22 protein-coding genes and 1 tRNA gene are annotated in these 25,247 nt (G+C 65.6%); 17 read left to right on the top strand and 6 right to left on the bottom strand.

The window, feature by feature from the left end:
- Window positions 1-24: 24 nt before the first annotated feature.
- Window positions 25-2,292: a VWA domain-containing protein gene (locus GUI70_RS04715; RefSeq protein ID WP_161881154.1), complete on the top strand. Its 2,268-nt coding sequence runs from the start codon at window positions 25-27 to the stop codon at window positions 2,290-2,292.
- Window positions 2,293-2,368: 76 nt separating this feature from the next.
- Here the strand turns inward: GUI70_RS04715 and tatA are convergent, their stop codons facing one another.
- From tatA to murJ, 4 genes are all read right to left on the bottom strand, one after another.
- Window positions 2,369-2,686: a twin-arginine translocase TatA/TatE family subunit gene (gene tatA / locus GUI70_RS04710; RefSeq protein ID WP_161881153.1), complete on the bottom strand. Its 318-nt coding sequence runs from the start codon at window positions 2,684-2,686 to the stop codon at window positions 2,369-2,371.
- A gap of 153 nt (window positions 2,687-2,839) precedes the next feature.
- Window positions 2,840-4,756 (bottom strand): protein kinase domain-containing protein, encoded by a 1,917-nt coding sequence (locus GUI70_RS04705; protein WP_161881152.1) that lies wholly within the window; start codon window positions 4,754-4,756, stop codon window positions 2,840-2,842.
- Window positions 4,757-4,828: 72 nt separating this feature from the next.
- Window positions 4,829-5,050 carry a transcriptional regulator gene (locus tag GUI70_RS04700; protein ID WP_161881151.1) on the bottom strand — a complete coding sequence of 74 codons (222 nt, stop codon included), beginning with the start codon at window positions 5,048-5,050 and terminating at the stop codon, window positions 4,829-4,831.
- Window positions 5,051-5,252: 202 nt separating this feature from the next.
- Window positions 5,253-6,851 (bottom strand): murein biosynthesis integral membrane protein MurJ, encoded by a 1,599-nt coding sequence (gene murJ / locus GUI70_RS04695; protein ID WP_161881150.1) that lies wholly within the window; start codon window positions 6,849-6,851, stop codon window positions 5,253-5,255.
- Window positions 6,852-7,054: 203 nt separating this feature from the next.
- Between murJ and GUI70_RS04690 the strand changes: the two genes are divergently transcribed.
- The 6 genes from GUI70_RS04690 to GUI70_RS04665 all read left to right on the top strand — a co-directional run bounded on the left by GUI70_RS04690 (window position 7,055) and on the right by GUI70_RS04665 (window position 14,395).
- Window positions 7,055-7,144: transfer RNA gene (locus GUI70_RS04690), tRNA-Ser, on the top strand.
- 150 nt (window positions 7,145-7,294) lie between these two features.
- Entirely contained in the window at window positions 7,295-8,311 is a 1,017-nt protein-coding gene (gene tsaD / locus GUI70_RS04685) for a tRNA (adenosine(37)-N6)-threonylcarbamoyltransferase complex transferase subunit TsaD (protein WP_161881149.1), read from the top strand.
- A gap of 102 nt (window positions 8,312-8,413) precedes the next feature.
- Entirely contained in the window at window positions 8,414-11,014 is a 2,601-nt protein-coding gene (gene secA, locus GUI70_RS04680) for a preprotein translocase subunit SecA (protein WP_161881148.1), read from the top strand.
- A 242-nt stretch (window positions 11,015-11,256) separates the two neighbouring features.
- On the top strand, window positions 11,257-12,462 hold the full coding sequence (locus GUI70_RS04675; protein WP_161881147.1) for an ABC transporter ATP-binding protein: 1,206 nt from the start codon (window positions 11,257-11,259) through the stop codon (window positions 12,460-12,462).
- 217 nt (window positions 12,463-12,679) lie between these two features.
- Window positions 12,680-13,435 (top strand): ABC transporter substrate-binding protein, encoded by a 756-nt coding sequence (locus GUI70_RS04670; RefSeq protein ID WP_161881146.1) that lies wholly within the window; start codon window positions 12,680-12,682, stop codon window positions 13,433-13,435.
- 156 nt (window positions 13,436-13,591) lie between these two features.
- The gene (locus GUI70_RS04665) at window positions 13,592-14,395 is read left to right on the top strand and encodes an amino acid ABC transporter permease (RefSeq protein ID WP_237724700.1); all 804 of its coding nucleotides are present in this window, start codon (window positions 13,592-13,594) and stop codon (window positions 14,393-14,395) included.
- Window positions 14,396-14,556: 161 nt separating this feature from the next.
- On the opposite strand, the gene GUI70_RS04660 is transcribed toward GUI70_RS04665, so the two are convergent.
- A complete protein-coding gene (locus tag GUI70_RS04660) occupies window positions 14,557-15,102 on the bottom strand; it encodes a YceI family protein (protein WP_161881145.1) in 546 nt (181 codons plus the stop codon).
- Between the two features lie 136 nt (window positions 15,103-15,238).
- Here GUI70_RS04660 and GUI70_RS04655 point away from each other — a divergent pair, with 136 nt between their 5' ends.
- The 8 genes from GUI70_RS04655 to GUI70_RS04620 all read left to right on the top strand — a co-directional run bounded on the left by GUI70_RS04655 (window position 15,239) and on the right by GUI70_RS04620 (window position 21,296).
- On the top strand, window positions 15,239-15,988 hold the full coding sequence (locus GUI70_RS04655; RefSeq protein ID WP_161881144.1) for a TSUP family transporter: 750 nt from the start codon (window positions 15,239-15,241) through the stop codon (window positions 15,986-15,988).
- A 108-nt stretch (window positions 15,989-16,096) separates the two neighbouring features.
- On the top strand, window positions 16,097-16,645 hold the full coding sequence (gene msrA, locus GUI70_RS04650; protein WP_161881143.1) for a peptide-methionine (S)-S-oxide reductase MsrA: 549 nt from the start codon (window positions 16,097-16,099) through the stop codon (window positions 16,643-16,645).
- Window positions 16,646-16,798: 153 nt separating this feature from the next.
- A complete protein-coding gene (locus GUI70_RS04645) occupies window positions 16,799-17,596 on the top strand; it encodes a hypothetical protein (protein WP_202630403.1) in 798 nt (265 codons plus the stop codon).
- Window positions 17,593-17,775, top strand: coding sequence for a hypothetical protein (locus GUI70_RS04640; RefSeq protein WP_161881142.1), 183 nt, complete (start codon window positions 17,593-17,595; stop codon window positions 17,773-17,775). The genes GUI70_RS04645 and GUI70_RS04640 overlap by 4 nt, the downstream gene beginning before the upstream one ends.
- Window positions 17,772-18,668: a TAXI family TRAP transporter solute-binding subunit gene (locus tag GUI70_RS04635; RefSeq protein ID WP_237724699.1), complete on the top strand. Its 897-nt coding sequence runs from the start codon at window positions 17,772-17,774 to the stop codon at window positions 18,666-18,668. The genes GUI70_RS04640 and GUI70_RS04635 overlap by 4 nt, the downstream gene beginning before the upstream one ends.
- Window positions 18,665-19,507: a hypothetical protein gene (locus tag GUI70_RS04630; RefSeq protein WP_161881141.1), complete on the top strand. Its 843-nt coding sequence runs from the start codon at window positions 18,665-18,667 to the stop codon at window positions 19,505-19,507. The genes GUI70_RS04635 and GUI70_RS04630 overlap by 4 nt, the downstream gene beginning before the upstream one ends.
- Before the next feature lie 62 nt (window positions 19,508-19,569).
- On the top strand, window positions 19,570-20,553 hold the full coding sequence (locus GUI70_RS04625; RefSeq protein WP_161881140.1) for a 4Fe-4S dicluster domain-containing protein: 984 nt from the start codon (window positions 19,570-19,572) through the stop codon (window positions 20,551-20,553).
- Window positions 20,554-20,555: 2 nt separating this feature from the next.
- The gene (locus tag GUI70_RS04620) at window positions 20,556-21,296 is read left to right on the top strand and encodes a metallophosphoesterase (RefSeq protein ID WP_237724722.1); all 741 of its coding nucleotides are present in this window, start codon (window positions 20,556-20,558) and stop codon (window positions 21,294-21,296) included.
- A gap of 9 nt (window positions 21,297-21,305) precedes the next feature.
- On the opposite strand, the gene GUI70_RS04615 is transcribed toward GUI70_RS04620, so the two are convergent.
- Window positions 21,306-21,884, bottom strand: coding sequence for a molybdenum cofactor guanylyltransferase (locus GUI70_RS04615; RefSeq protein WP_161881139.1), 579 nt, complete (start codon window positions 21,882-21,884; stop codon window positions 21,306-21,308).
- Window positions 21,885-22,036: 152 nt separating this feature from the next.
- Between GUI70_RS04615 and GUI70_RS04610 the strand changes: the two genes are divergently transcribed.
- Window positions 22,037-23,830 carry an ExeM/NucH family extracellular endonuclease gene (locus GUI70_RS04610; RefSeq protein ID WP_237724698.1) on the top strand — a complete coding sequence of 598 codons (1,794 nt, stop codon included), beginning with the start codon at window positions 22,037-22,039 and terminating at the stop codon, window positions 23,828-23,830.
- A 99-nt stretch (window positions 23,831-23,929) separates the two neighbouring features.
- Window positions 23,930-25,147: a saccharopine dehydrogenase family protein gene (locus tag GUI70_RS04605; RefSeq protein WP_161881137.1), complete on the top strand. Its 1,218-nt coding sequence runs from the start codon at window positions 23,930-23,932 to the stop codon at window positions 25,145-25,147.
- Window positions 25,148-25,247 lie beyond the last annotated feature (100 nt).

Raw genomic sequence — 25,247 nt, 5'->3', positions numbered from 1 at the left:
CTGTCTGTCTTCGGAGGTTTGCCCATGCGCTCATGCTTCCTTGTTTCTCTGGCCCTTGGCGCACTCACGTTGGGGTTGGCGCAGGCCCAGGCCAGCACCTCGGTTCAGCTCATTCTGGACGCCTCGGGCAGCATGTTCAGTCGCCTGCCGGACGGCCAGAGCCGCATCAACGTGGCCAAGGACGTGTTGCAGAGCTTTATCGCTGGCCTGCCGGACGACCCCGGCCTGAATGTGGGGCTGCGAATCTACGGCGCGCAGGTGGCCTCCGGCGCGGCGGCCTGCACCGACTCGGCGCTGGTGCTGCCGATGCAGGGCGTCAACCGGGCGGCCCTGCAAGCCCAGGTCGCCCAGACCCGGCCCAGGGGAGCCACCCCGATCGCCTACTCGCTTCAGCAGGCGGCGCTCGACTTTCCCAACGACGCCAGCAAGAAACTGATCGTGCTGGTCACCGACGGCCAGGAGTCCTGCAGTGGCAAGCTCAGCAGTGTGCTCGACGCCTTCAAGCAGCGCGGCATCGAGGTCGATCTGCGGATTATCGGCATCGATCTGAGCGACGCGGCCCGCAAGAGCTTCACGGGCATCGGCACCTTTGAGAACGTGCAGTCGGGCGCGCAGCTCGCCTCAGCTTTGGGCCGCGCCACCCAGCAGGTTGTCAAGCCGGTGTCGGCGCTGCTGCCGGTGACGGTCAAGCTGACGTCCGGTGGTGTACCGCTCACGCTGGGGGCCAAAGTCAGCTTCCAGGCGGCCCTGGGCGGCCCGGTCACCGCGCTCGCGGCCAGCGGCGGCAGCTACGGCGGATCGCTGATGCCGGGTGTCTACTCGGCCCAGGTCGAGAGCGCCGAGTCGGGCACGCAGCAGTTCGGCGGCCTAAGCGTGGCGGTTGGCTCGCCCAACACCTTCACCTTCGAGGTCGGCAAGGTGGGGGCCGTCAGGCTCGACGTCTCTCCCGTGCCCCCGGTGGCGGGCGGCAAGGTGACGGTCAACTTCTCGGCGGCCCCGGCGGGCACGCGCAACTGGGTCACCATCGCTCAGAAGACCGACCCTGACAATGCCTACCTCGATTACCAGTACGTGACGGGCGCGTCGGGCAGCTTGCAACTCACGGTGCCGGACGAAGAAATTGAGTATGAGGCCCGCTACCTGCTCGCCAACCCCGACGGCAGCACGCGGGTGGTGGGTCGCAGCGCACCGTTTACGCCCCGGCGGACGTCGGTCAGCCTGGACGGCCCGGCCAGCGCTGTCGGCGGCGGCCAGATTCAGGTGAGCTGGACAGGCCCCAACAACGACCGCGACTACGTGACCATCGTGCCCAAGGGGGCCGCCGAGGGCACCTACACCTCGTACTTCTACACCAAAGACGCCAATCCCGGCAAACTCGACGTGCCGCTCACGCCGGGCGACTACGAACTCAGATACTCCAGCGACAACTCGGCCCGGACGATGGCGAGCCGCTCCATCACGGTCAAGGCGGGGAGCTACGCTCTGGAGGCTCCGAAAACGGCGAGCGTGGGCGTTGCGCTTCCCGTCAAGTGGACGGGGCCAAACAACGCTGGAGAGTACGTCACCATTGTCAAGAGTGGTGCGCCAGTGGGGACGTATACCACCTACTTCTATACCCGCGACGGGAATCCTGGCAGTCTTCAATTGCCTGCCGAACCGGGTCAATACGAGCTGCGTTACTCCACCGAGGACATCAGTCCCAATCCGACCCTGGCCAGCTTGCCCATTACCCTGACCACCCAGAAGACCAACGATACATACAGTCTGGACGCGCCAGCCAGCGCTGCTGCTGGAAGCAAAGTCAGGGTCATCTGGACCGGGCCCAACAATCCCGGCAACTACGTGACCATCGTGCCCAAGGGTGCGCCCGTCGGAACGTATACCCAGTACTTCTACACCCGTGACGCCAACCCAGGCAGCCTCCAGACGCCACTTGTGCCCGGCGAGTACGAGCTGCGCTACTCGACCGAAGGCACCTCGCCCAACCCGACTCTGTTTACCCGGCCCCTGACCCTGACCGCCAGCAGTTACAAGCTCGAAGCGCCTGCCAGCGGCCCGCACGGCGGCAGTGTGCAGATCAAATGGACCGGCCCGAACAACCCCGGCGACTACGTGACCATCGTCAAGAAGGGCGATCCGGTGGGCACCTACACCAAGTACTTCTATACCCGTGACGGCAATCCCGGCAGCCTGAGCCTGCCGGATCAGCCGGGCGAGTACGAGCTGCGTTACTCCAGCGAGCAGGCCAGCCCCAATCCGACGCTCTACAGCTTGCCGTTCACGGTGAAGTAAGAGGCGGGCAGTCAAAGAAGAGGCCGTGCCGATCTGGCTGGCCCCTTCTTTGGTGTTTCGGATGAAAATTGAACGCTTACGCCTGGTGCGCTTCGCCTTCCTTGTGCAGGTTGACGGGCGCGGCCACAGGCTCAGCGACCGGTGCTGCTGCGTTCACGACGGCAGCGGGCGCGGCGGGGGCCAGAATGGTCTGGGCGTTGGCGGCTGCGACCACCGGGGTGCTCTCTTCCTTGAAGCTGCCTTCCAGCTCGTCCTTGAGGCCCTGGGTGCCCTTACGGAACTCGCGGATGCCGTTGCCGAGGCTGCGGCCCAGGTCGGGGAGTTTCTTGGGGCCGAACACCAGCAGGGCGGCCACCAGGATCAATAGAATTTCGGGCATTCCTAAATTGGGCATCAGGTGTTTCCTCCGTCTCGTTAGAGTCTAAGCGGGGCCGCTTGGTTCCAGATGAAAGAATGGAGCGGCTGAATGGATCAGCGCCAGCTTGCGGCTTCTTCGCGACCTTACATTCAGATATACGCGCTTCAGGGCCGCTTGGATGTGAGTCACTCAGCGGTAAGCCCGCAGGGTGCCGTCCATGAAGGCGACGTAAAGGCTGCCGCCGTCGGCCAGCGGGGTGGCCTGCACGCCGCCGCTCTCACGCTGCTGCCAGACGACCCGGCCCGTGTGCAGGTTCAGCGCGCACAGTTCGCCCACCTCGGACGCCAGGTAGACGTGCGCCCCGCTGATGACGGGACTGGCGGTCACCCGGCCCTCCAGTCGGTGCGCCCACACGTCGTCGCCGCCCTCCAGACTTAGCGCCCGCACCTGTCCGCCCCACCCGGCCACCACCACCGTACTGCCCTGCACGGCGGGCGCGGCCCACACCTCGTCTTCCAGGTCGTAGCTCCACAGCACCGCTTCCGGCGCGAGGCTGGCCCGCCCGGACTTGATGTGAAGGTGCAGGGCGTGGACCTCGCCTTTCCAGGTGGCGATGATCAGGGCCGCCTCGCCGCGCCGCTTCATGCCGTTGCCCAGCGGGATCAGCGCGGGGGTGGCGTGCGTGACCCCCACCTCGACTTTCCAGAGCTGGGTGCCGCTGGCTGCGTCCAGGGCATGCAGCCAGCCGTTCTCGTCGGCGATGAGGGCGGCCCCACCCCAGATCAGCGGCGAGGCGGCAATCGGCCCGTCGGTGCGGTAAGCCCAGGCCAGTTCGCCGCTCTTGGCATTGACGGCGTGCAGGTGCCCGTCGCGCGAGGTGACCAGCACCCGCTCGCCCCACAGGGTCGGCGCACCGGTCAGCTCGGCGCGGGTCTGATGGGTCCACTGGGCCACGCCGTCCACGCCCGAGCGCCGCAGCGCGCCGTCCCACGCGCCGTAGATGACGCTGTCGCCGGTCAAGGTGGCTGGGGCCGTCACCTCGTCGCCTGCCGGAAGGGTCGCGTGCAGGTCGCCGCTGCTGCTGATGAGCGCCAGGTGGCCGCTGCGGGTGCCGACGGCCAGCAGGCCCCCGTGCGCCACCACCGCCGAGGGCCAGGTGACCTCGCCGGGGAGCGCCGCCGTCCAGCGGGCGCGCAACTGGGCGGGCCAGGCCGGGCCGCTGGCCTGCGCGCCGCTGCGGGTGCGCCCACCCCGGTACTGGGCGGCGGCCCCGGCGCGGGCGTCGGTTCTGGCCTGCACCCACAAATCAGCCAACGCCTGGGCAGTGGGTGGGCGCTGCTCGGGCCTCTTGGCCAGCAGGTGCAGCAGGATCTCGGCCACGTGGTCAGGAACCGCCGGATTGAGGTCGCGCGGATCGGGGACCTGTTCGTAGACGTGCTGAAACAAGACGCTCTGGTCGTTGTCGCCGACGAACGGCGGCGAGCCGCAGGCCACCCGGTAGAGCACCGCGCCCAGCGCGTAAAGGTCGCTGCTGGGTCCCACCCCGCTGCTGCGTGCCTGTTCGGGGGCCATGTACTGCGGTGTGCCGAGCGTGACCCCGCTGCGGGTCAGATGGCGGGTGTGCTCACTCATCGACACCAGCCCGAAATCCATGATGCGCGGCAGGCCGTCCTCGCCCAGCAGCACGTTGCCGGGCGTCAGATCACGGTGAATCAGCCCCTCCTTGTGGATGTGACCCAGCGCCCCCGACACGAAGGCGGCGGCGTCGAGAAAGCGCTCCAGGCTCTGCGGCGCGTCTTCCAGCGGCCCCAGCGAACTGATGGGCCCACCGGTCAGCAGCGGCATGGTAAAAAAGTCGCGCCCGTCGTCCTGGCCCAGGTCGTGAATCGCCACCACGCCGGGATGTGAGAGCCGCGCCAGAATGCGGACCTCGCGCAAAAAGCGTTCGCGGTCGAGGAAATGCACGTGTTCGTGCAGCGCCTTGAGGGCCACGTCGCGCCCCAGGTGAAGATCGGTGGCCCGGAACACCTGTGCGCTGCCGCCCTCGCCGATGGGTTCGTGCAGCAGGTAGCGCCCGCTCAGGGTCCGGCCTCCGGTCAGCGGCATAGAAGCTGAGTGTAGCTTGCCGGGCGGCAGGGGTCAGCTTGCCTGCCCAGCTGAACAACTCAGCCCAGCCGATCAGTCGTCGCGCAGATCGTCGGCGTCGAGCAGGGCGCGGTACTCGTCGAATTGCTCGCCGTCGCCGAGTTCCTTGGCGATCTTTTCGATGGCCAGGCGCACCACTTCGCTTTTCGAGATGAGGCGCTCGGGGCTGGAGAGTTCATAGGCGGTCTTGGTCAGCAGCGCGTCTTGCTCCTCGCTGATCACCACTTGCAGCCGCTTGCGTTCCTTCTTGGGCATCTCTCTCCTGAGGCAGAGCCGGGTCGTCAGGGGCAGGGTCGCCCACACCAGTCGCGTTGAGCCTACCATGATCTTGCTCAGATGCTCAATATGCACAAAAGCCTACAGGTGAGTACCGTTGCACGTTTCGGGTTGGCAACCCTGAGTCAGATGTGGCAGGTCGGCCCTTGCCGAGTGCAGCTGAGTGAAGCGGCCCGCGCCCTCAGCGCCCCATACGCCGCCGGACGCTGCCGATCAAGTCCCTGGCCTGCCCCACGTTGAGTGCGGCCGCCAGTCCCAGGTAACTTGCCAGCCCTGCGCTGCCCGCCAGCGCCAGCACCAGCACGCTCAGCGGCAACTGTCCGGGGCCGGGCGCGGGAAACGGCAGCGACACCAGTCTGGCGATCAGCCCGGCGATGACGGCCAGCCCCACCACACGGGCGAGGTAGGTGGCCAGCGGCGGCACCGAGAAGCTGAGCTGCCGTCCGTAGAGATAGATCAGCGCCACGCCGACCCCCAGGCCCGAGATGGTCGTGGAGATGCCGAAGCCGATCAATCCCCATCTGGGGACCACGAGGTTGTAGAGCAGCACTTCCAGCAGGAATCCCACCGCGCTGACCACCACCGCCTCGCGGGTGCGCTGCCGGGCATAGAAAGTGCGCAGCAGCACGGTGTTGATGGCCCAGGGGACCAGGGCCACAGCCCACCCGGTCAGGATCAGGGTGCCGGAGGTGAAGCGGTCGAGCGGCATGTTGCCGCGCAAGTCGAAAATGCCGATGGCGTAGCCCGCCAGCGCCACCAGCAGGGCGCTTGCTGGGGCCGCCAGAAAGGTCACGGTTCTGAGGGTGCTGTAGGTCAGTTCCTTGAAGGCGCTCCAGTCGGCATCGGCGGCCAGCTGCGAGAAGCGCGGAAAGAGGGCCAGCGCCGGACTCACCACGAACAGCCCGTTGACCATCGTGAACAGCGTCTCGGCGTTGCTGTAGGCGAAGGCGGTGCCCGGCGGAAAGTGGGCCGCGTTGGTCAGCAGCCGCTGCACATAGATGTTGAGAATCTGGCGCGCCCCGGTGGTCAGGGTAAAGGGAGCCATCTGCACCAGCACCCGCCCCAGCGCCGGGTGGGTCATCAGCTGCGGGGTGGGCAGCAGGCCGTAGCGTTGCAGCGCCGGAAGCTGAATGAGCAGTTGCGCCAGTCCGCCCAGCAGCCAGCTGAGCGCCAGCCAGGTCGCCGAGTGCGGAAACAGCACCGTGGCGATCAGCAAGATGACGATGGATACGGCATTGAAGGCAATCGGCGCGAAGCTCGACTCGCGGAAATGCTCGTCGGCGTTGAGAAGGCCCATGGCGATCGAGGCCAGGCTGATCAGGGTCAGGAACGGCATCACCAGGCGGGTCATGTAAACGGCCAGTCCGGTGTCCACGTTGGCGTTGCTGGCGACCAGCAAGCTGACGATCCAGGGCGCGGCCAGAATGCCCAGCACCATCAGAATCAGGTTGATGCCGATGAGGGCGCCAGAGAAAGCGCGGGCCAGCTGACTCTTCTCGCCGGAAGAGAGCGATTTGTAGACCGGGATGAACGAGTTGACCAGTGCGCCCTCGGCCAGCAGCTCACGAAACAGATTGGGCACCCGCGAGGCGATGGTGAAGGCGTCGAGCAGTTCGTTGCCAAAGCCGTTGATGAGCTGCTGCCTCACCACCCCCGATAAGCGCGAGCCGAGTGTCCCGGCCATCACAATTAAGGTGTTGCGGGTGGCCGAGCGCGGCACTGGGGCGGGCGGTAGGGTGGCCTCAGAAGCGGGCGTGTCGGCAGTTTCGGGCGTCGTCATGGCCGCCGCTGAGAATCAGCGAAGCGGGCCAGCAGCGAAAGGAAGCGGAGCATCCGTGTACTGTAGCGCCGCCGACTTTGACCCCGATGAATGGGGGAGCAGCAGGTGGGCAGTGCCGCTGGAGCTGACTCTTGAAGGCGCTGTGGGCGCGTGCTACACTTCGCCTCGCTCACGTCTGGGCAAAGTGGGTTTCAGATGGCGCTGGAGAGGTGCCAGAGCGGTTGAATGGGTCAGTCTCGAAAACTGAAGTATGGGCAACTGTACCGTGGGTTCGAATCCCACCCTCTCCGCCACAAAAAGAGTCAGATAAACAAACGGGGCCGTACCAGTGTTCAGGGTGCGGCCCCGTTTGTTTGGCAACAAGGTTCCTGAGCAACATGGCTCTTTAACAACAAGGTTTCTGAGCAGCATGGTGCGCGGGCACCTCTGCTAGATTGCCGTCCATGACGCCCCAGCCGCTGAACGACCCCCTGCTCATTCTGGGCATCGACACCTCCTGCGACGATACTGGCGTGGGCGTGGTGGCGCTGTACCCCGGCGGGCGGGTGGAGGTGCGGGCCAACCGCATCTGGAGCCAGACGGTTCACGCGTCCTACGGCGGGGTGATGCCGGAACTCGCCAGCCGCGAACACGTGGAGCGTATCGACGCGGTGATGGAAGACGCCCTGAAGGAAGCGGGTGTCAAAGTGGCTGATCTCGGCGCGGTGACGGCCACTTCCGGCCCCGGTCTGGTGGGAGCGCTGCTGGTGGGGCTGATGTACGGCAAGGGCCTGGCGCAGGGGCTCGGCGTGCCGTTCTACGCCGCGCATCACCTGGAGGGTCACATCTTCGCGGCGGCCAGTGAGGCCGAGTTGCAAGCGCCGTATCTGGCGCTGGTGGTGTCGGGTGGCCACACCCATCTGTTCGACGTGGCCCAGGTGGGCGAGTACCGCTTGATCGGGGCGACCCGCGACGACGCGGCGGGCGAGGCGTTCGACAAGATCGCCCGGCTGGCGGACCTGGGCTATCCCGGCGGCCCGGCCATCGCCGAGGCGGCTCAGCGCGGCAACCCCAGGGGCGTCACCTTCAAGGAGCCGATGACCGGCCAGAGCAGCTACGACTTTTCGTTCAGCGGCCTCAAGACGGCGGCCCTGCTGGCGCACCGGGCCGGGGCCAGTGGGGAAGACCTGGCGGCCAGTTTTCAGGCGGTAGCGGTCAAGCACCTACTGAAAGTGACCCTGCGGGCGGCCCACGATCTGGACCGCCGGACGGTGGTGGTGTCGGGGGGGGTGGCGGCCAACCGAGCGCTGCGTGAAGCCTTCGGCGCGTCCGGTCTGCGGGCTGTCTTTCCAGGCCAGGGCCTCAACACCGACAACGGGGCCATGATCGCGCTGGCGGGTGCGGCGGCCATCAGATCGGGAAGAGAGCCGGGTGGGCTGGACGACGGGGCGGCGGCGTATGCACCGCTGGCGAACGTCTGACCCTGCCCAGGTCTCTTGAGTCTGAGGCGCTCAGATCGCCTATACCCATGCCGCTAATATCCGTTTCACTCGCGCCGCGCCGTCAGGCTATACTCTGAGGTCATGTTTCGTGTCCTCAACAAAATGTTCGATAACAACCAGCGCGATGTGGCGCGGCTCATCAAGACGGTGGTGCAGCCGGTCAATGCGCTGGAGGAAGAAACCCAGAAGATCGAGAATCTGGCCGAGGCCTTCATGGCCCTCAGAACCCGCGTCATCGAGGGCGGCGAGAGCCTCGACGACGTGCTGGTGCCCGCCTTCGCCCTGATCCGCGAGGCCAGCCGCCGCGCCATCGGCAAGCGCCACTACGACGTGCAGCTTATCGGCGGCGCGGCGCTGCACCAGGGCCGCATTGCCGAGATGCGCACCGGCGAGGGCAAGACCCTGGTGGCGACCCTGGCGCTGGCCTTCAACGCTCTGGACGGCAAGGGCGCGCACCTGGTCACCGTGAACGATTACCTGGTGCGGGTCGGGGCTGAGGAAATGGCCCTGCTGTACCGCGCCCTGGGCCTGACCGTGGGGGTCATTCAGCGCGACATGACGCCTACCCAACGCCAGGCCGCCTACGCCTGCGACATCACCTACGTCACCAACTCGGAACTGGGCTTCGATTACCTGCGCGACAACATGTCGCAGAGCCGCGAGCAACTGGTCTTGCGCGCCGACACGCCGCTGCACTACGCCATCGTCGACGAGGTCGACAGCATTCTGGTGGACGAGGCGCGCACCCCGCTGATCATCTCGGGAGCCGCCGAGAAGGCCACCGACCAGTACTACGTGATGGCCAAACTGGTCAAGCGCCTGGTCAAGGGCGAACCCGCCGAGCCCGGCAAGCGCACTGAGCCGACCGGCGACTACACCGTGGACGAGAAGAGCAAGGGCGTACACCTCACCGAGGGCGGCATCTCCAAGCTGGAGCGCTTGCTGTCGATCGATGACCTCTACAGCCCCGAGCAGATGGACAAAGCTCACATGATCACCCAGGCGCTGCGGGCCAAGGACATGTACCAGAAAGACACCGACTACATCGTCAACGCCGAGGGTGAGGTGGTGATCATCGACGAGTTCACCGGGCGCAGCATGGCGGGCCGCCGCTACGGCGAGGGGCTGCACCAGGCGATCGAGGCCAAGGAAAACGTCAAGATCGAAAACGAGAACCAGACGCTGGCGACCATCACCTACCAGAACTTCTTCCGGCTCTACACCAAGTTCGCGGGTATGACCGGCACCGCCAAGACCGAGGAAAAGGAATTTCTCGACATCTACGGCTCCGACGTGCTGGTGGTGCCGACCAACCGCCCGGTTATCCGCACCGATGCGGACGACCTGATCTACCGCACCCGGCACGGCAAGTTCGTCAACGTGGTCAACGAGGTCAAGGAGCTGTACCAGACCGAGCGCCCCATTTTGATCGGCACCGTGAGCATCGACACCTCCGAACTGCTGTCCCGGATGCTCACGGAAGCCGGGATTCCGCACAACGTCCTCAATGCCAAATACGAAGCGCAGGAAGCCAGCATCGTGGCGCAGGCCGGGCGCAGCAAGCAGGTCACCATCGCCACCAACATGGCCGGGCGCGGCACCGACATCAAGCTGGGCGGCAACGCCGAATTCCTGCTGGGCGAGGCGCTCGAGCAGAACTTCGGGGTGAGCCGTTTCGCACCGGAAGCCGAGAACTTCATCACGGCAGTGGTCCGCAAGGACCCGCAGGTGCTCGAGCTCGGCCGGGCCATTCCCGGCGTGACCGACGCCTTCGTGCAGCAGGCCCAGCAACTTCAGGACGACATCGAGGCCGATCACGCCAAGGTGCAGCAGCTCGGCGGCCTGCACATCATCGGCACCGAGCGCCACGAATCGCGCCGCATCGACAACCAGTTGCGCGGGCGTGCCGGGCGGCAGGGTGACCCCGGGTCCAGCCGCTTCTTCGTGTCGTTCGAGGACGAACTGATGCGGCTGTTCGCCAACGACCGGGTGGTCGGCATGATGGACCGCCTGGGCATGGACGATACCCAGCCGATTGAAGCCAAGATGGTCACTGGGGCCATCGAGAAGGCCCAGGCCCGGGTCGAGGACCGCAACTTCAGCACCCGTAAGCAGCTGCTCGAATTCGACAACGTGATGAGTAAGCAGCGCGAGACGGTGTACTCGCAACGCCGCGAAGTGCTGCTGGGGCCGGACGAGGACGTCGAGGAAAGCGTCGAGGGCATGATCGCCGACTTCGTGGAAATGAAGCTGGCCGAGTTCGCGCCGCTGGAATCCGACCACGATGACTGGGATGTGGAAGGCCTCCAGGCTGCCCTGCTCGACGCCATTCCGCAGCTCGAGGGCTTCGACTTTGCCAGCATGCAGCAGCGCCCACCCGAAGAGGCCCACCGCGCTTTGCTGGAAGCCACCGCCGACGCCTTCGACGCCCGCAAGGCCGAGATGGGTGCGGGCACGCTCAACCAGCTCTCGCGCTACGTGCTGCTGCAAGTCGTCGATCAGCACTGGAAAGAGCACCTACACGGCATGGACGTGCTCAGGCAGGGCATCGGCCTGCGCGGCTACGGCCAGCGCGATCCCTTTACCGAGTACAAGTTCGAGGCCACCAACATGTTCAACGAGATGGTCGATACCCTCAAGGCCGAGGTCAGCAAGTTCATCTTCCGGATGCAGGCGGGCTGAGACCAGCGCCCGACTGCTTCGGCAGGCCACGCGCCCCGACCCCCCAAACAGGGTCGGGGCGTTGCCTTGGACAGGTCCGGCAACCCGAAGTCGTCTGTCACACCCTTGTCACAACGCTTGACCCCGCCGTATACTCGCAAGGTCCGGCTGGCCCAAGCAGAAGCAATAGGCATTCTCTTCATGTACCCCAATTCGCTGAGGACGCTCACGGCGAAGAGACGGGGCGAAAGGTAGGCGCAATCATGGCAGAAGTCGTTCTGGAACACGTTTACAAGCGCTACACCGCCAAGAACATCGCGGTGGCGGACTTCAACCTTCACGTCACGGACGGCGAGTTCATGGTCTTCGTCGGGCCGTCGGGCTGCGGCAAGTCCACCACCCTGCGCATGATCGCGGGCCTGGAAGACATCTCGGACGGCGTCTTGAAGATCGGCGACCGGGTGGTCAATGACGTGCCGCCCAAAGACCGCGACATCGCCATGGTGTTTCAAAACTACGCGCTCTACCCGCACATGAACGTCTACGAGAACATGGCCTTCGGCCTGAAACTGCGCAAGACCCCCAAAGAAGAAATCGACAAGCGCGTGCGCGACGCGGCCAAGATCCTGCAGATCGAGCACCTGCTGGGCCGCAAGCCCAAGGAGCTCTCCGGCGGTCAGCGTCAGCGCGTGGCGATGGGACGCGCCATCGTGCGCGAGCCGAAAGTCTTCCTGATGGACGAGCCGCTCTCCAACCTCGACGCCAAGCTGCGCGTGGAAGTGCGCTCGCAGATTTCGCAGATTCACCAGCGCCTGGGCACCACCATCATCTACGTGACGCACGATCAGGTCGAGGCCATGACGCTCGGCAACCGCATCGTGGTTATGAAAGACGGCGTGATGCAGCAGGTCGACACGCCGCTCAACCTCTACGACTACCCCCAGAACAAGTTCGTGGCGGGCTTTATCGGCAGCCCCTCGATGAACTTCCTGACGGCCCGTGTGCAGGGCGGCCAGTTTGTGGTGGGTAACTCCAAGGTGGCTCCGCGCGGCCCGCTGGCGAGCAGCCTCAAGGCCTACGAGGGCAAGGAAGTGTTCATGGGCATTCGCCCCGAGCACATCGGCGTGCGCGGCATGAGCAACATCCCCGAGGGCGAGAATTTCTTGCAGGGCAAGGTGCTGGTCGTCGAGCCGCTGGGCGCGCAGACCGACTTCATGCTCGAGATCAACGGCCAGACGATGGTCGCCAAGGTCGAGGGACACGCCCACATCAAGCCCGGCGATGTGGTGGACATCCTGGTGGACAACGCCCGCCTGCACGCCTTCGATACCGCCACCGAACTGGCGATTGACCGGGGCACGCCGATGGGCACCCGTGGTCAGGCCGACAGCAACGAGGGTGTTGCGGGCCGCGCCGGGAACCAGGTCAACATGGCCAAGTCAACCGTCGTTGTCGCGTCGGACGACTGAGTCCTGACAGCTGTTGAGTGCCGAAGAGCTGGCCCCTTCATCGGGGTCGGCTTTTTTGTGGTCTGCTGCGGCCGTGGCCCCTGCCCTGGCCTCCACCTGACGCAGCGCTGACGCCCAGGTGTGCCCGCGCCTCACCGCCATGCGCTAAATTGCCGTCATTCCCACGTCTGACCCGGCGCGCCGCCGAGCCGCTGGGGTCTTGTTCAGGAGGCCCACTATGAACCGAACCATCCTCGCCCTGACCGCCCTGACGCTTCTTGCCTCCGCCGCCCAGGCGCGCACCTGGGACCAGATCAAGGCGGCAGGCACCATCAAGATCGCCACCGAGGGCGCGTTCAAGCCGTTCAACTACTTCGAGGGCAAGAAGCTGACCGGCTTCGAGGTCGATCTGGGCACGGCCGTCGCCAAGCAGCTCGGTGTCAAGGTCGAGTGGATCACCCAGCCGTTCGACAACCTGCTGATCGGGCTGGGCCAGGACCGCTACGACTTTGTGATCGCCTCGCACGGCATCACTCCTGAGCGCGCCAAGGCCGTGGACTTCTCCGACCCGCACTACTGCACCGGCGGAGCGATTGTCAGCAAGCCCGGCGGCCCCAAGACGGCGGCCGATCTGATGGGCAAGACGGTGGCGGTGCAGGTCGGCACCACCTACCTCGACAATGTCAAGAAGGTCAAGGGCGTCAAGGATGTCAAGACCTTCCCCAAAGACACCGACGCCGAGGCCGCACTGATGGCGGGCCGCGCCGACGCCTGGGTCAGCGACAAGTTCCTGGGTCTGGACGCCATCAAGTCGATGCCGGGCAAGCTGGTGCAGGGCGACCTGCTGTTTCAGGAAAAAATCGCCATGGCTGTCAAGAAGGGCAACGAGAGCTTGCTCAAGGAACTCAATGCCAGCCTCGCCAAGCTCGAGAACAATGGCAGCTACGCCAAGCTGAGTAACCAGTACTTCAGCCAGGACATCCGCTGCCGCTGAACTGAAGTTCCCGGCCTGTTGCGATGCCCGCCGCCTGCTTCAGGACGGCGGGCATCGTTCATGGCACGCACCAAATTGTGAGATAGTAGCCCGAATGCACAACGACTGCGGGCGTCAGGACCAGACCAGATTGGATTCGAGCGGCTGGAGGCGGCCTTGAGCGCTCCGGCTCCCCAACCCGCCGTGCCGAGAGCGAGGCCGCTGGGCGGCTGGACGCTGCTGCTGTGGCTGCTCGGTGCGGGCGTCGCCTTTTACCTGCTGTTCTTGCTGATCAGCGTGGTGCTGCGCGTCATGCCCGAACCGATCGGCTCACGGGCCAGTCTGTTCGTGGACGGCGCGCGCATCACCCTGCTGTTGACGGTGGTCTCGGGCTTAATCGGGCTGGCGGTGGGGCTGCTGGCAGGCCTGATGCGTACGAGTGGCAGTGCCCTGGTCCGCGCTCCGGCGGGCATCTTCATCTGGCTGGTGCGCGGCACGCCGCTGCTGGTCCAGATTCTGTTCGTCTACAACGCCCTGCCGCCGCTGCTGCAAAAGATCGGGATCAACGTGCAGCTCAACGAGTTCTGGTCGGCCGTGGTGGCGCTCTCGCTCAATGTGGGGGCCTACAACGCCGAGGTGATCCGGGCGGGCATTCAGGCGATTCCCAGGGGCCAGAGCGAGGCGTCGCGCAGCCTGGGCCTCAGCGGCGCGCAGACCATGACCAGCATCATCTTGCCGCAGGCGCTGCGGGTGGTCGTGCCCCCGCTGGTCAATAACCTAGTGGCGCTGCTCAAGGACTCCTCGCTGGCCTCGGCCATCGCGCTGGTCGAACTGACGCTGGCTGGGCAGCGGGTCAGCAGCGAGACCTTTCAGCCGATTCCGGTGCTGAGCGCTGTGGCCGCCGTGTACCTGGCCCTGACTACCGTCATGACCCTGTTTACTGATCAGCTCGAGCGGCGCATCAAGATCGCCAGCCGGTGAGCAAGGGTCGTGGGTGGTGGCCTGTGCATTTTGGAAGCGAGCAAGAAAAAACGCCCTCTTTCACAGGCGGGGCGGGGGCCTGACGCGACCGGAGGTTGGCGTGGGGGAAGCCTAGCTGGTTACCTCTGACAGCACCCTGACGGCTGGCCGCCCCCCCTTACTCAAGGTGTTTGCACCTTGAAACTGACATTCACTGCGATGCTGCTCGCGCCGCCGGGATAATTGACGCCGAAGTCGTGCGGGTTGAACTTGAACTGGGTTGCCACCGCCACGCTGCTGCCCTGGCGCATCAGCTTGACCGGCGCGCTCAGCGGCTTGCTGACCCCCTTGAGACTCAGCTGTCCGTTGACGGTGGTGCTCACCGCTTGGCCCTCGGGCAAACGCCCCAGCCCCTGCACTCCTGAGAGCGTGAATACGGCGTCCTTGAACTGGGCCGCGCCCAGCGCCCCGGCCATGTGATCGTCGCGCAGGCTGTTGCCGGTCTTGAGCGAGGCCACGTTGACCCTGACCGTCCCGCTGACGCTGGCGAGGTCGTCGGGGTTGAAGTCGAGCGCTGCGCTGACCTGGGCTGTCTTGCCCTCCACCGGCAAAAGAACGACCCGGTAATCGAAAATCGCCTGGCCGCTGCTGGCCTGGTAGGGCGCGGCGAATCCCAGGGTGCTCAGCGTTCCCACACCCAGCAGCAGGCTCCGGCGCAATCGGTTCATGGCCCAGTGTCGCGGCCCGGCGTGAGAGGAAGATGCCCCTGCATGCTCAATGCTGTCCCTGCATACACTGCCCGGCGCAGTCGGCAGGTGCCCCGGCTTGGCCCCGCCGCAGGCTGTGTCCCTATACTCTGCTGCGATGCCCGAGTGGACGGTTCTTCTCTACGGCCTACCGCTGGCCTTCCTGGCGGGCTTTATCGACGCGGTGGCGGGTGGCGGCGGCACCATCACGCTGCCCACACTATTTTTCATGGGCCTGTCACCTGCGCAGGCGGTGGCGACCAACAAGTTGCTGGCGATTTTCGGCTCCGGCAGCGCCACTATGCAGTACGGACGGGCCGGGCATATCGAGTGGCTGCTGATGGCGCGGCTCATTCCGCTGGCCCTGATCGGCAGCGCCCTGGGCGCGTATCTGGTGCATTTCGTCGATCCCAATGTGTTCAAGAATCTGGTGGCGGTGGTCATTCTGGGCGTGGGCGTGCTGGTCATCGTCAACAAGAAGTTCGGTCTGGAAGACCGCTATCCCGGTCTGAGCGGCAGGATGCTGGCCCTGACCTTGCCCGGCACGCTGATCGTCGGCCTCTACGACGGCTTCATCGGCCCCGGCACCGGCACGTTCCTGATGTTCCTGTTTACCCTGGCGGGCTTCAATCTGGTGCGGTCGTCAGGCAACGCCAAGGCCATCAACTTCGCCACCAACGTGGGCGCGTTCATCTTCTTTTTGCTGGGCGGCAAGATGGTCTTCTGGATCGGATTGCCGATGGGCGCGGCCAATGCGCTGGGCGCGTATGTGGGCGCGCGCATGGCGATGCTGCGCGGCTCGGCCTTCATCAAGGTCATTTACGCTTTGATCGTGCTGCTGGTTTCGGCGCGGCTGCTGATTCACTGAGTCTGTTCACTGGGATCACCCACCCAGCCAGATTGACCAAAGTTTCCTCAAGCTTCAAAGGTGCCGACTCCTGCCTTGTCGTCCGGCGCGGCGCGGCAGACTGTGACCATGACGGATTCACCCAAACTTCAAACCGCGATTCTCGCCAGCGGCTGCTTCTGGTGTATCGAGGCTGTATTCGAGAACGTCAAGGGCGTTCACAAGGTCGAGAGTGGCTACATCGGCGGTGCGGTCGCCAACCCCAGCTACGATCAGGTCTGCACCGGCAGAACCGGCCACGCCGAGGCGGTGCGCCTGAGTTTCGACCCCAGCGTCATTTCCTACAAAGACGTGCTGGGCATCTTCTTCGCCACCCACGACCCCACTCAGCTCAACCGCCAGGGCCACGACGTGGGCACCCAGTACCGCTCCGCCGTGTTCTACCAGTCGGAAGCGGAGAAGGCCGAGGTGGAGGCATTCATTGGCGACCTCTCGGCCCAGCACATCTACGACAGAGGCATCGTGACCACGCTGGAACCGGCCAGCCCGTTTTACGTGGCCGAGGACTACCACAAGCATTACTTCGCCAACAACCCCAATCAGCCGTACTGCGCGGCCGTGATCACGCCCAAGGTGGTCAAGTTCCGCAAGAGCTATTCGCAGTACCTCAACGGCTGACGCTTCTGCCGTTGCCGCGCGCTCGCCCCCAGTGGGTGGGCGCTTTTTCGTTCGGGCACCTGCGGGTCGAAACGTTCGGGAGTCGGGCCGCGTATTCTGCATCAAAGCAGCTGCACACCCAGAGTCGCGACTTAACGTTCGGAGGGCACATCCATGATCGAGAAACCCGGTACGCAGACCGTCCAGACCACCAGATCAGGACCGAGCATCATCGTCACGACCATTCTCGGGGTGCTGGTGCTGGCGGCCATTGCGGGCGCGGCCATCGCCGTGTTCAACGTGGCGCTCACCACCGTGACCATCGCGGCCTTCATCATCGCCGTCGTGGCCTTCGTGGTGCTGTGGCCCGCCATCTTGCTGGGCCTGCGGGCCACCCGCACCAAGGTCGAGGAAACGGTGGCCCGCGCCCTGCCCATCGAAACACTGATCGCCAAGCGCGGCGACATGGAACAGCTGATCGCCCAGAAGGGTCAGCAACTCGCCAACGCGCGCGGCTACCTGCAGGATTTCAAGCGGGTCATTGACGAGAGCCGGGGCCAGTTGCCGGAAGCCGACATCGAGAACTGGCAGCAGGAGCTGGAAGCCAGTAACGCCGCCTTCGCCCAGGCCCAGAGCTACTACGCGACCATGCAGGACGATCTGCGCGAGTTCGATCTGGTCATCAAGAAGGCCCGCATCGACATGCGGCTGGCCGAGGCACGCGGCAATGTGGCCGGAGCCTTGCAGGTGGCCCGTCTCAGTGTTACGGAGCAGCACACCACCGAGGCGGCTCTGTCGGAAATCACTCGCCGCTCCGGGCGCACCGCCGAGCTGCTTGACGCCGCCCTGCTGACCCAGGCGACCAACCAGCAGCGCCGGAATGGAGGCAGGCCACTGCCAGATTTATCGGCCAGCCTCGGTGGTGGGTCCGGTAGGGCAGAGCCGGTCAGCGTCAGGACGGACAAGCCGTGAAACGCCCCCGCCTCTTGATCGGCGTACTGCTGGGCATCCTGCTGCTGTGCGCGGGGCTGGTGTACCTCGACCAGACCGGCATGCTCGGCAACCTGGGGTCGTCCGGCTCGTCCACTTCGGGTTCCTCCGGCTCATCCGGCTCCGGCACCACCGACGATCCCTACGGAGGTCTGAAATGAAGCGCCCCACCATGACCCACCTGGCCCTGAGCGGCGCATTGCTGCTGAGTCTGGGCAGCCCGGCGCTGGCCCAGGCCATCAGCGTGCTGAACGTCGCCACCGGCAGCAAGGGCGGCACCTACGCCACCATGTACAAGAATCTCGGTGACATCTGCACTTCGGCCTCGTGGCTGCGCGAGCGTCAGACGTCCGGCAGCGTGGAGAACGTGGACTTGCTGCTGAGCAATCAGGTGTCCCTGGCCTTCGTACAGCTTGACGTGCTCAAGGCCCGCGACCAGATCGACGGCGACCCGCGCGCCAAGGAGATTCGCACCCTGCTGCCGCTGCACCAGGAAGAAGTGCATCTGATCGCCAAGAAGCCCACCAAGGGATTTCTGGGGCGTCTCAGCGGCGTCACCAAATTCAGCGAACTCGCCAGGAAGAAGGTGGGGGCCTGGGGCGGCAGCGTGGTCACGGCCAGCGTACTGCGCGCCAAGTCGGGCGTGAACTTCGAGGTCGCTGCCTTTCCCACCCGCGACGCGGCGCTGGCCGCCCTCGCCAGCGGACAGGTGGACGCGGTGCTGGCGGTGGTGGGCCAGCCCGCCGACTGGGTCAAGGCACTCAGTCCGCAGCAGTACAACTTATTGCCGCTAGACCTCAACCCCGACAAGGTCAGCGGGTTTTACCAGAAGGCCAAGCTGATCTACCCGGATTTCGGCGCGGCGGTCGACACTTTCAGCGTGCAGAGTCTGCTGGTGACCCGCGACTTCAAGACGCCTGAAAAGCGTGCGCAGCTGCTCAAGTACCAGGCCTGCGCCAAGTCCAAACTCACCAGCTTGCAGGAAGACGAGGGCATGCATCCCAAGTGGAACGACGTGACCTTCAAGGTGGCGGGCTGGCCTGACTACAAATGAGGTTATTCCCGCCAGGACTGGGCCTTCAGGTCGCGCTGCTGGGACTGGTTGCCCTGGGTGCCCAGGCGGCCCCGGCGGGTGCGGCCAGCCAGAAGATAACCTCCAAAGTGGCCCGTGAGCTGCTGGCCCCGGTCTGCGCCAGCGGGGCCGCGACCGGAGCCTGCACGCCCTGCCCGGTGCTCACCTCATTTCACGACAACCCGGAAGAGCGGCTGACCCCCACCGCTGTCAACTATGGCCACTTCGCGGGTCCCAAGTTCACCGACGCCCTGGTCGATATGGATGGTTGCGAACCACATGCCAACAACTTCGGCGGCAGTCTGCTGCTGCGCTGGCAGGGCCTGACGAGCTGGAAGCTGATCCGATATGTGCAGGGTTTTCGCACTGACCAGTGCTCGAAAGTACCTGCCGCAGGTGGCCGCGACCTGCTGCTGTGCCAGGGCAACTACGGCGGCATGGGCACGGTGGTCGAGAATCTGATGCTGCTCGACCTGACGAGGTCGGACGTGCTGGTCCAGAACTTCTTCAGCACCTCCGACACTGCCGAAGCCTGCTCCCCCAGCGGCAGCATTCAGCACATCGTGGACTGGAAGCTACTGCCTGAGTCAGGAGGCGTTGCCGGTCTGGACGTTCGTATCGAGTCGGCCACCTTTACCCGCGCCCAGGGCGGCGCGAAGTCGGAGGGTCCATGCGCGGGCAAGCTGAGTGCCGCGCCCAGTCGGACCTACCGTCTGACGTACACCTTCAGCGGCAGCCACTTTGACTTGCAACCTGCCGCCCGGCCCGCCGTGGCCGCCCTGACCCGCGACAACCCCGACTTCGCGGGCAACGTGCCGTAAGGGGCACCTGAAGCTGTCCTGACTCCTCATTGCGGCGGTCCGGCGCGGTGCATACTTTGCCCATGTTAGAAGGGATGTTCAAATTGCTCGGCGAGTACGGCAACCCGGTGCCGCGCTACACCGGCCAGCGTTGTCTGGTCGAGCGCATGGCGGTGGGCGGCTGCGATCTGTGTCAGCAGGTCTGCCCGCATGAGGCCGTGAGCATTGACCGCGGCGTGAGTATCGACCCGGCCAAGTGCACCAGTTGCGGGCTGTGCGTGCAGGTGTGTCCTTCCGGCGCGCTCGAATACGACGTGACCGCCACCCTGGGAGCCATCAAGGCGCACGGCGAGAGCGGGGCCACCCTGACCTGCTCGCAGAGCGGCGCGGGCGGCCAGAGCCTGACCTGCCTGGGCCGGGTGACGCCCAGCGCGGTGGTCGCCGCTGGCGGCTGGGATATCGAGTTGACCCTGCTGCACGGCGACTGCCCGAGCTGCGCGGTAGGCCGCCCGGACGTGCCGGAGCGCCTGGCAGCGGTGGTGGCCGATGCCCAGCAGCTCCGGGCCGCGACGGGGCGGCCTGCGCGCGTCAGCATTCGCAAGGCGGCGGGCGAGCAGCTCAAGGGGCCGCAGGTCTCGCGTAGGGGCATGTTCGGCGCGCTGGCCCGTGGGGCCGGGCGGGTGGTGGCCCAGGTCATTCCCGAAAGCCCGCTGCCGTTCGTGGACTGGAGTGTGCCGGAGGAGCGCCGCCCCGCCGAGTGGCTGTGGCGGCGGCGGGCTCTCAAGCCCACCCCCGCGCCCGACACTTTGGTGGCCTGGGCCTCGCCGCGCATCGAGCCGGGCTGCATCGACTGTCCGGTGTGCACCAACGTCTGCCCCACCGAGGCCATCGAGCGCGAGGTTGAGCCGGACGGGCGGATCACCCTGCATCTCGATCTGGCGGCCTGCACCGGCTGCCGGGCCTGCGCCGATTCCTGTCCGCCGCAGGTCATCGTGATGTCGCCGGAGGTGCCGGAAGGGTATTTCGCCGCGCCGATGCTGCTGCGCGAGGGCGGGCAGCTCTTTTGAGTGTGAGCGGGTTCGACATCGTCGGTGACGTTCACGGCTGCCTGCCCGAACTGCTGACCTTGCTCGCCAAGCTGGGCTACGGGGTGGACGGGGAGCTGCGCCTCACGCCGCCCGTTGACCGTCAACTGGTGTTCGTGGGCGATCTGGTCGACCGGGGGCCGGACACGCCGGGCGTGCTGAAACTGATAATGCAGGCCGTGTCGGCGGGTCAGGCGCTGGCCGCACGCGGCAACCACGACGAGCGGCTGGGCCAGGCACTGTCGGGCGCGCACGTCCGCAAGCCGAGTCCCCGCCTGGTGCAGAGCCTGGTGCAGCTTTCGGGCGAGTCGCCCGCCTTTCGTCGCCGCGCCGCCGCCTTCTTGCTGAACCTGCCCACGCGCCTCCCGCTCGACGAGGGCCGCCTGCTCGTCGCCCACGCCGGGGACCGGGCCGATCTGCGCGGAAGCGAGCGCGACGACTACAACGTGCACGGCCTGGACTCTGGCGAGCTCGACGATTTCGGCCACCTGCGGCGCGAGGACTGGGCGGCGCGGCACGGCGGCCCGCACCTGATCGTCAGCGGCCACAGCCCAGTGCGGCGACCCCGCTGGTCCGGGCAGCCCGGCAGGGGAGAGGCGCTCAACCTCGATACCGGCTGCATTTACGGCGGCGCGCTGACAGCTCTGCGCTACCCGGAGCGCGAACTCGTCAGCGTTCCGGCTTGGCGGGCTTACGTTTCCAGCCGCCTGTTCCAGAAGGTCTAGCTTCGGCGCTCAGCCGAGGTCTTCTTGACGGTTCACGTTTCGGTAGGCCCGTGGCGCGGTTTCTTCCAGCTCGGCCCAGCTGACCTCCACGACGCGGACTCGCTCCAGCAGGGCCAGCATGCGCCGCTCACCCGCGTCCAGCAGTGCCGTGACCTGTCCCAGCGCAGAGGTGTGGTACAGCGCCGCCAGCGGTTGCCTGCGCCCGTCGGCACTCAGGCCGATGACCACCTGCCCGCCGGGCCGAACGAAGGCTGCGAGCCGCCGCCAGAATTCCGGCGTCAGGTGTGGCAAATCCACGGCGCTGAAGGCGGTCCAGGTGCCGGGGTCCAGCGCGCCCAGCCCGGCTTCCAGTCCGGCCAGTGGCCCCTCGCCGGGGCGGGTGTCGGGCACGGGGAGCCAGCCGCCGAGAACGTACTTGCCCGGCGGCGTGACAATCAAACGTGGCGAGCAGGCGGGCAAGCTCAGGGCCACCCGTTCCAGCAGCGTTTGTCCGTCCAGCCGGGCCAGTGCCTTGTCGCTGCCGAAGCGCCTTGACGCGCCGCCAGCGGTGATGACGGCGGCCAGCGGGGAGGGTGGCGGCGAGCGCATCACTCAGGTTACCCCGGCGCGCGCGTTCTCATGCCCCACCTTCTCATGAACGAGGAGTCATGAACGGCTGGCCTCCGGCTGACGCTTTTCGCTTAAGGTGGAAGGCGAACCCCTTTCGCCTCAGTCTTCCCGCTCGCCTTTCAGGAGAATCCATGCCCACAAAACCCTTTTCTATCGCCGCTCTGACCCTGCTGACCCTCGGCCTGGGCGCCTGCGCCGAACTCGTCACGCCCGAATTGCCCTACGGCGGCACCCGCATTCATGACATTCAGGGCGCGACGCTGGACGCCGATGTGGCCTCGCCGAAAGTCGGTCAGGCGGTCAGCATCGAGAGCATCGTGGTGGGGGTCTTTCCCAGCCTCAGCGGCTACGCCGTGCAGGACGCCGACAGCGTGGCCGACAGCGACCCCAACACCTCCGAGGGGCTGTTCGTGTTCTGCGGCAGCGTCACGACTTGCGGCCAGGTCAACGTCGGGGACCGGGTGCAGGTCAGCGGCACCGTCAAGGAGTTCGCCAAGGGCACCCAGCTCGACACCGTGACGGCCCAGACGGTGGTGGCCTCCAATCAGCCGCTGCCTAAGGCCATCACCGTGACCCTGCCCTACAGTGGCAGCTGGGAGAAGTACGAGGGCATGCGCCTGAATTTTCCGCAGTCCCTGACCGTCACTGACAACTTCGGCTACGGCCGCTATGGGCAGCTCGGCCTCAGCGCAGGTGGGCGGCTGTTCAACCCCACCAACGGCAACGACACCTCGACCCAGGCCAGCAACGATGAACGCAAGATCGTCATCGACGACGGTGTGAGCGCCCAGAACCCGGCGGCGCTGCCGTACCTGGGTGCTGACAAGAATGGTCAGCAGACTCGGCGCACCGGCGATACGGTCTCGGGCGTCAGCGGCGTGTGGGTGCAGAACGCGGGCGGCTATATGCTTGAACCCGTCGAAGCGCCGGTCTTCTCAGCGGCCAACCCGCGCCCGGACGCACCCGCAGCGGTGGGCGGCACTTTGAGGGTGGCGGGCGCGAACGTGCTCAACTACTTCACCGATCTCAATCCCACCTACAGCAGCACCGGGCCGCGCGGAGCCAACTCGGCGGGCGAATTCGAGCGTCAGCAGGCCAAGATCGTGGCGTCCTTGAAAGGGCTTGACGCCGACATCGTGACCCTGATGGAAGTCGAGAACAACGGCGACACGGCCCTCACGGCGCTGGTGGCGGCGCTCAACAAGGAAGTCGGTGCGGGTACCTACGATCTGGTCAAGACTGGCACCGTCGGCAGTGACGCCATTCACGTCGCCATCATCTACAAGCCCGCCCGCGTGACCCCGGTGGGCGCGGTCCAGATCGACACCGACCCCGTCTACTCGCGCCCCCCGGTGGCCCAGACCTTCAAGGACACCCAGGGCGGCGTGCTGACGGTGATCGCCAACCACTTCAAGAGCAAGGGCAGCTGCGAGAACGCCGACCCTGATCTGGGCCAGGGCTGCTGGAACAAGCTGCGGGTGCAGCAGGCCTCGGCGGTGCTGACCTTCGTGGACAAGCTCAAGACCCTCAGCAATGATCCCGACGTGCTGGTGATGGGCGACCTCAACGCTTACGGCGACGAGGACCCGATTCAGACGCTGGTCAAGGGCAACTTCGAGAGCCTCAACAAGCGCATTCCCGCTGCGGAGCGTTACAGCTACCAGTTCAGCGGACAGTTCGGCTACCTCGACCACGCGCTCGCCAGCGCCAGCCTGAGCAGTCAGGTGACCGGCATCACCGAATGGCACATCAACAGTGACGAGCCGACGGTGGCCGACTACAACTTCGAGTTCAAGAACGTGCCCGGCTGCGTCGTCAACACGCCCAAGGGAAACACCTGCACGGGGCAGGACCTCTTCGGCCCTGGCCCCTTCCGCGCCAGCGATCATGACCCGGTGCTGGTGGGCCTGAACCTCAACAAGTAAGCCCAGCGAATCATGGCAAGCACGGCGCTCCCCTCGTTGGGGGCGTTTTGCTGGCTTGACGGGCCGCCCATTCTTCCAGAATCGCTTAGACTGCTCGGCATGAGCAGAGTCATCATCATCGGCGCGGGCGGCGTGGGCAACGTCGTCGCCAAGAAGTGCGCCCAGAACGACAGCGTGTTTACCGAAGTGCTGATCGCAACCCGCACCGTCAGCAAGGCCGACAAGATCGTGGCCGAGATTCACCGGCACCTGCCGGACTCCAAGACCCGCTTCAGCACCGCCAGTGTGGACGCCGACAATGTTCCAGCGCTGGTGGAACTGTTCAACAGCTTCAAGCCCGAACTCGTCATCAACGTGGCGCTGCCCTACCAGGATCTCACCATCATGGACGCCTGCCTGGAAACCGGGGTGCACTACCTCGACACGGCCAACTACGAGCCGCTCGACGTGGCCAAGTTCGAATATTCCTGGCAGTGGGCTTACCGCCAGCGTTTCGAGGAAGCCGGATTGATGGCGCTGCTCGGCTGCGGCTTCGACCCCGGCGCGACCAACATTTTTACCGCCCACCACGCCAAGCACCACTTCTCCGAGATCCACTATCTCGACATCGTGGACTGTAACAACGGCGACCACGGCAAGGCCTTTGCCACCAACTTCAATCCGGAAATCAACATCCGCGAAATTACCGCCAACGGACGCTACTTCGAGAACGGCGAGTGGGTCGAGACGGCCCCGCTGGAGATTTCGCAGGATATCTACTACCCCAAGGTCGCCACCCGCAAGAGCTTCGTGCTGTATCACGAGGAACTCGAATCGCTGGTGCTCAACTTCCCGACCATCAAGCGCGCCCGTTTCTGGATGACCTTCGGCGAGAGCTACATCAAGCACCTCAGCGCGCTGGAGGGCATCGGGATGACCAGCATCGTGCCGATCGACTTCCGGGGCCAGAAGATCGCGCCGATCGAGTTCCTGAAAGCCGTGCTGCCCGCGCCCGAATCGCTGGCTGAGAACTACACCGGGCAGACCTGCATCGGTGTGCAGGCCAAGGGGTTGGGGCTGGACGGCCAGCCGAAGGTGCATTTCGTCTACAACGTCTGCGACCACGCCGAGACCTACAAAGAAGTGCAGGCGCAGGGCGTCAGCTATACCACTGGTGTTCCGGCCATGATCGGTGCGGCGCTGATGCTCACGGGCGTCTGGAACAAGGTCGGCGTGCACAACGTCGAGGAGTTCGACCCCGATCCGTTCGTGGCCGAGATGAACCGCTGGGGTCTCAAGGTCGACGAGCTGGCGGGCATCGAGCTGGTCAGGGGCTGAGCGCTCCGCCCGGTACGCGGCTGTAACTTCGCCGCCCCGGATTTTACCCGCGCCTCCGACTCGGTTCCAGCCTACCGAGTCGGAGGCGGCATTTCTATAA

The sequence above is a fragment of the Deinococcus alpinitundrae genome, assembly GCF_009982895.1.
In the GTDB taxonomy this organism is placed as follows: domain Bacteria; phylum Deinococcota; class Deinococci; order Deinococcales; family Deinococcaceae; genus Deinococcus; species Deinococcus alpinitundrae.
The sequence above is the reverse complement of the archived record's forward strand: the minus strand, read 5'-3'. Positions and strand labels throughout refer to the sequence as shown.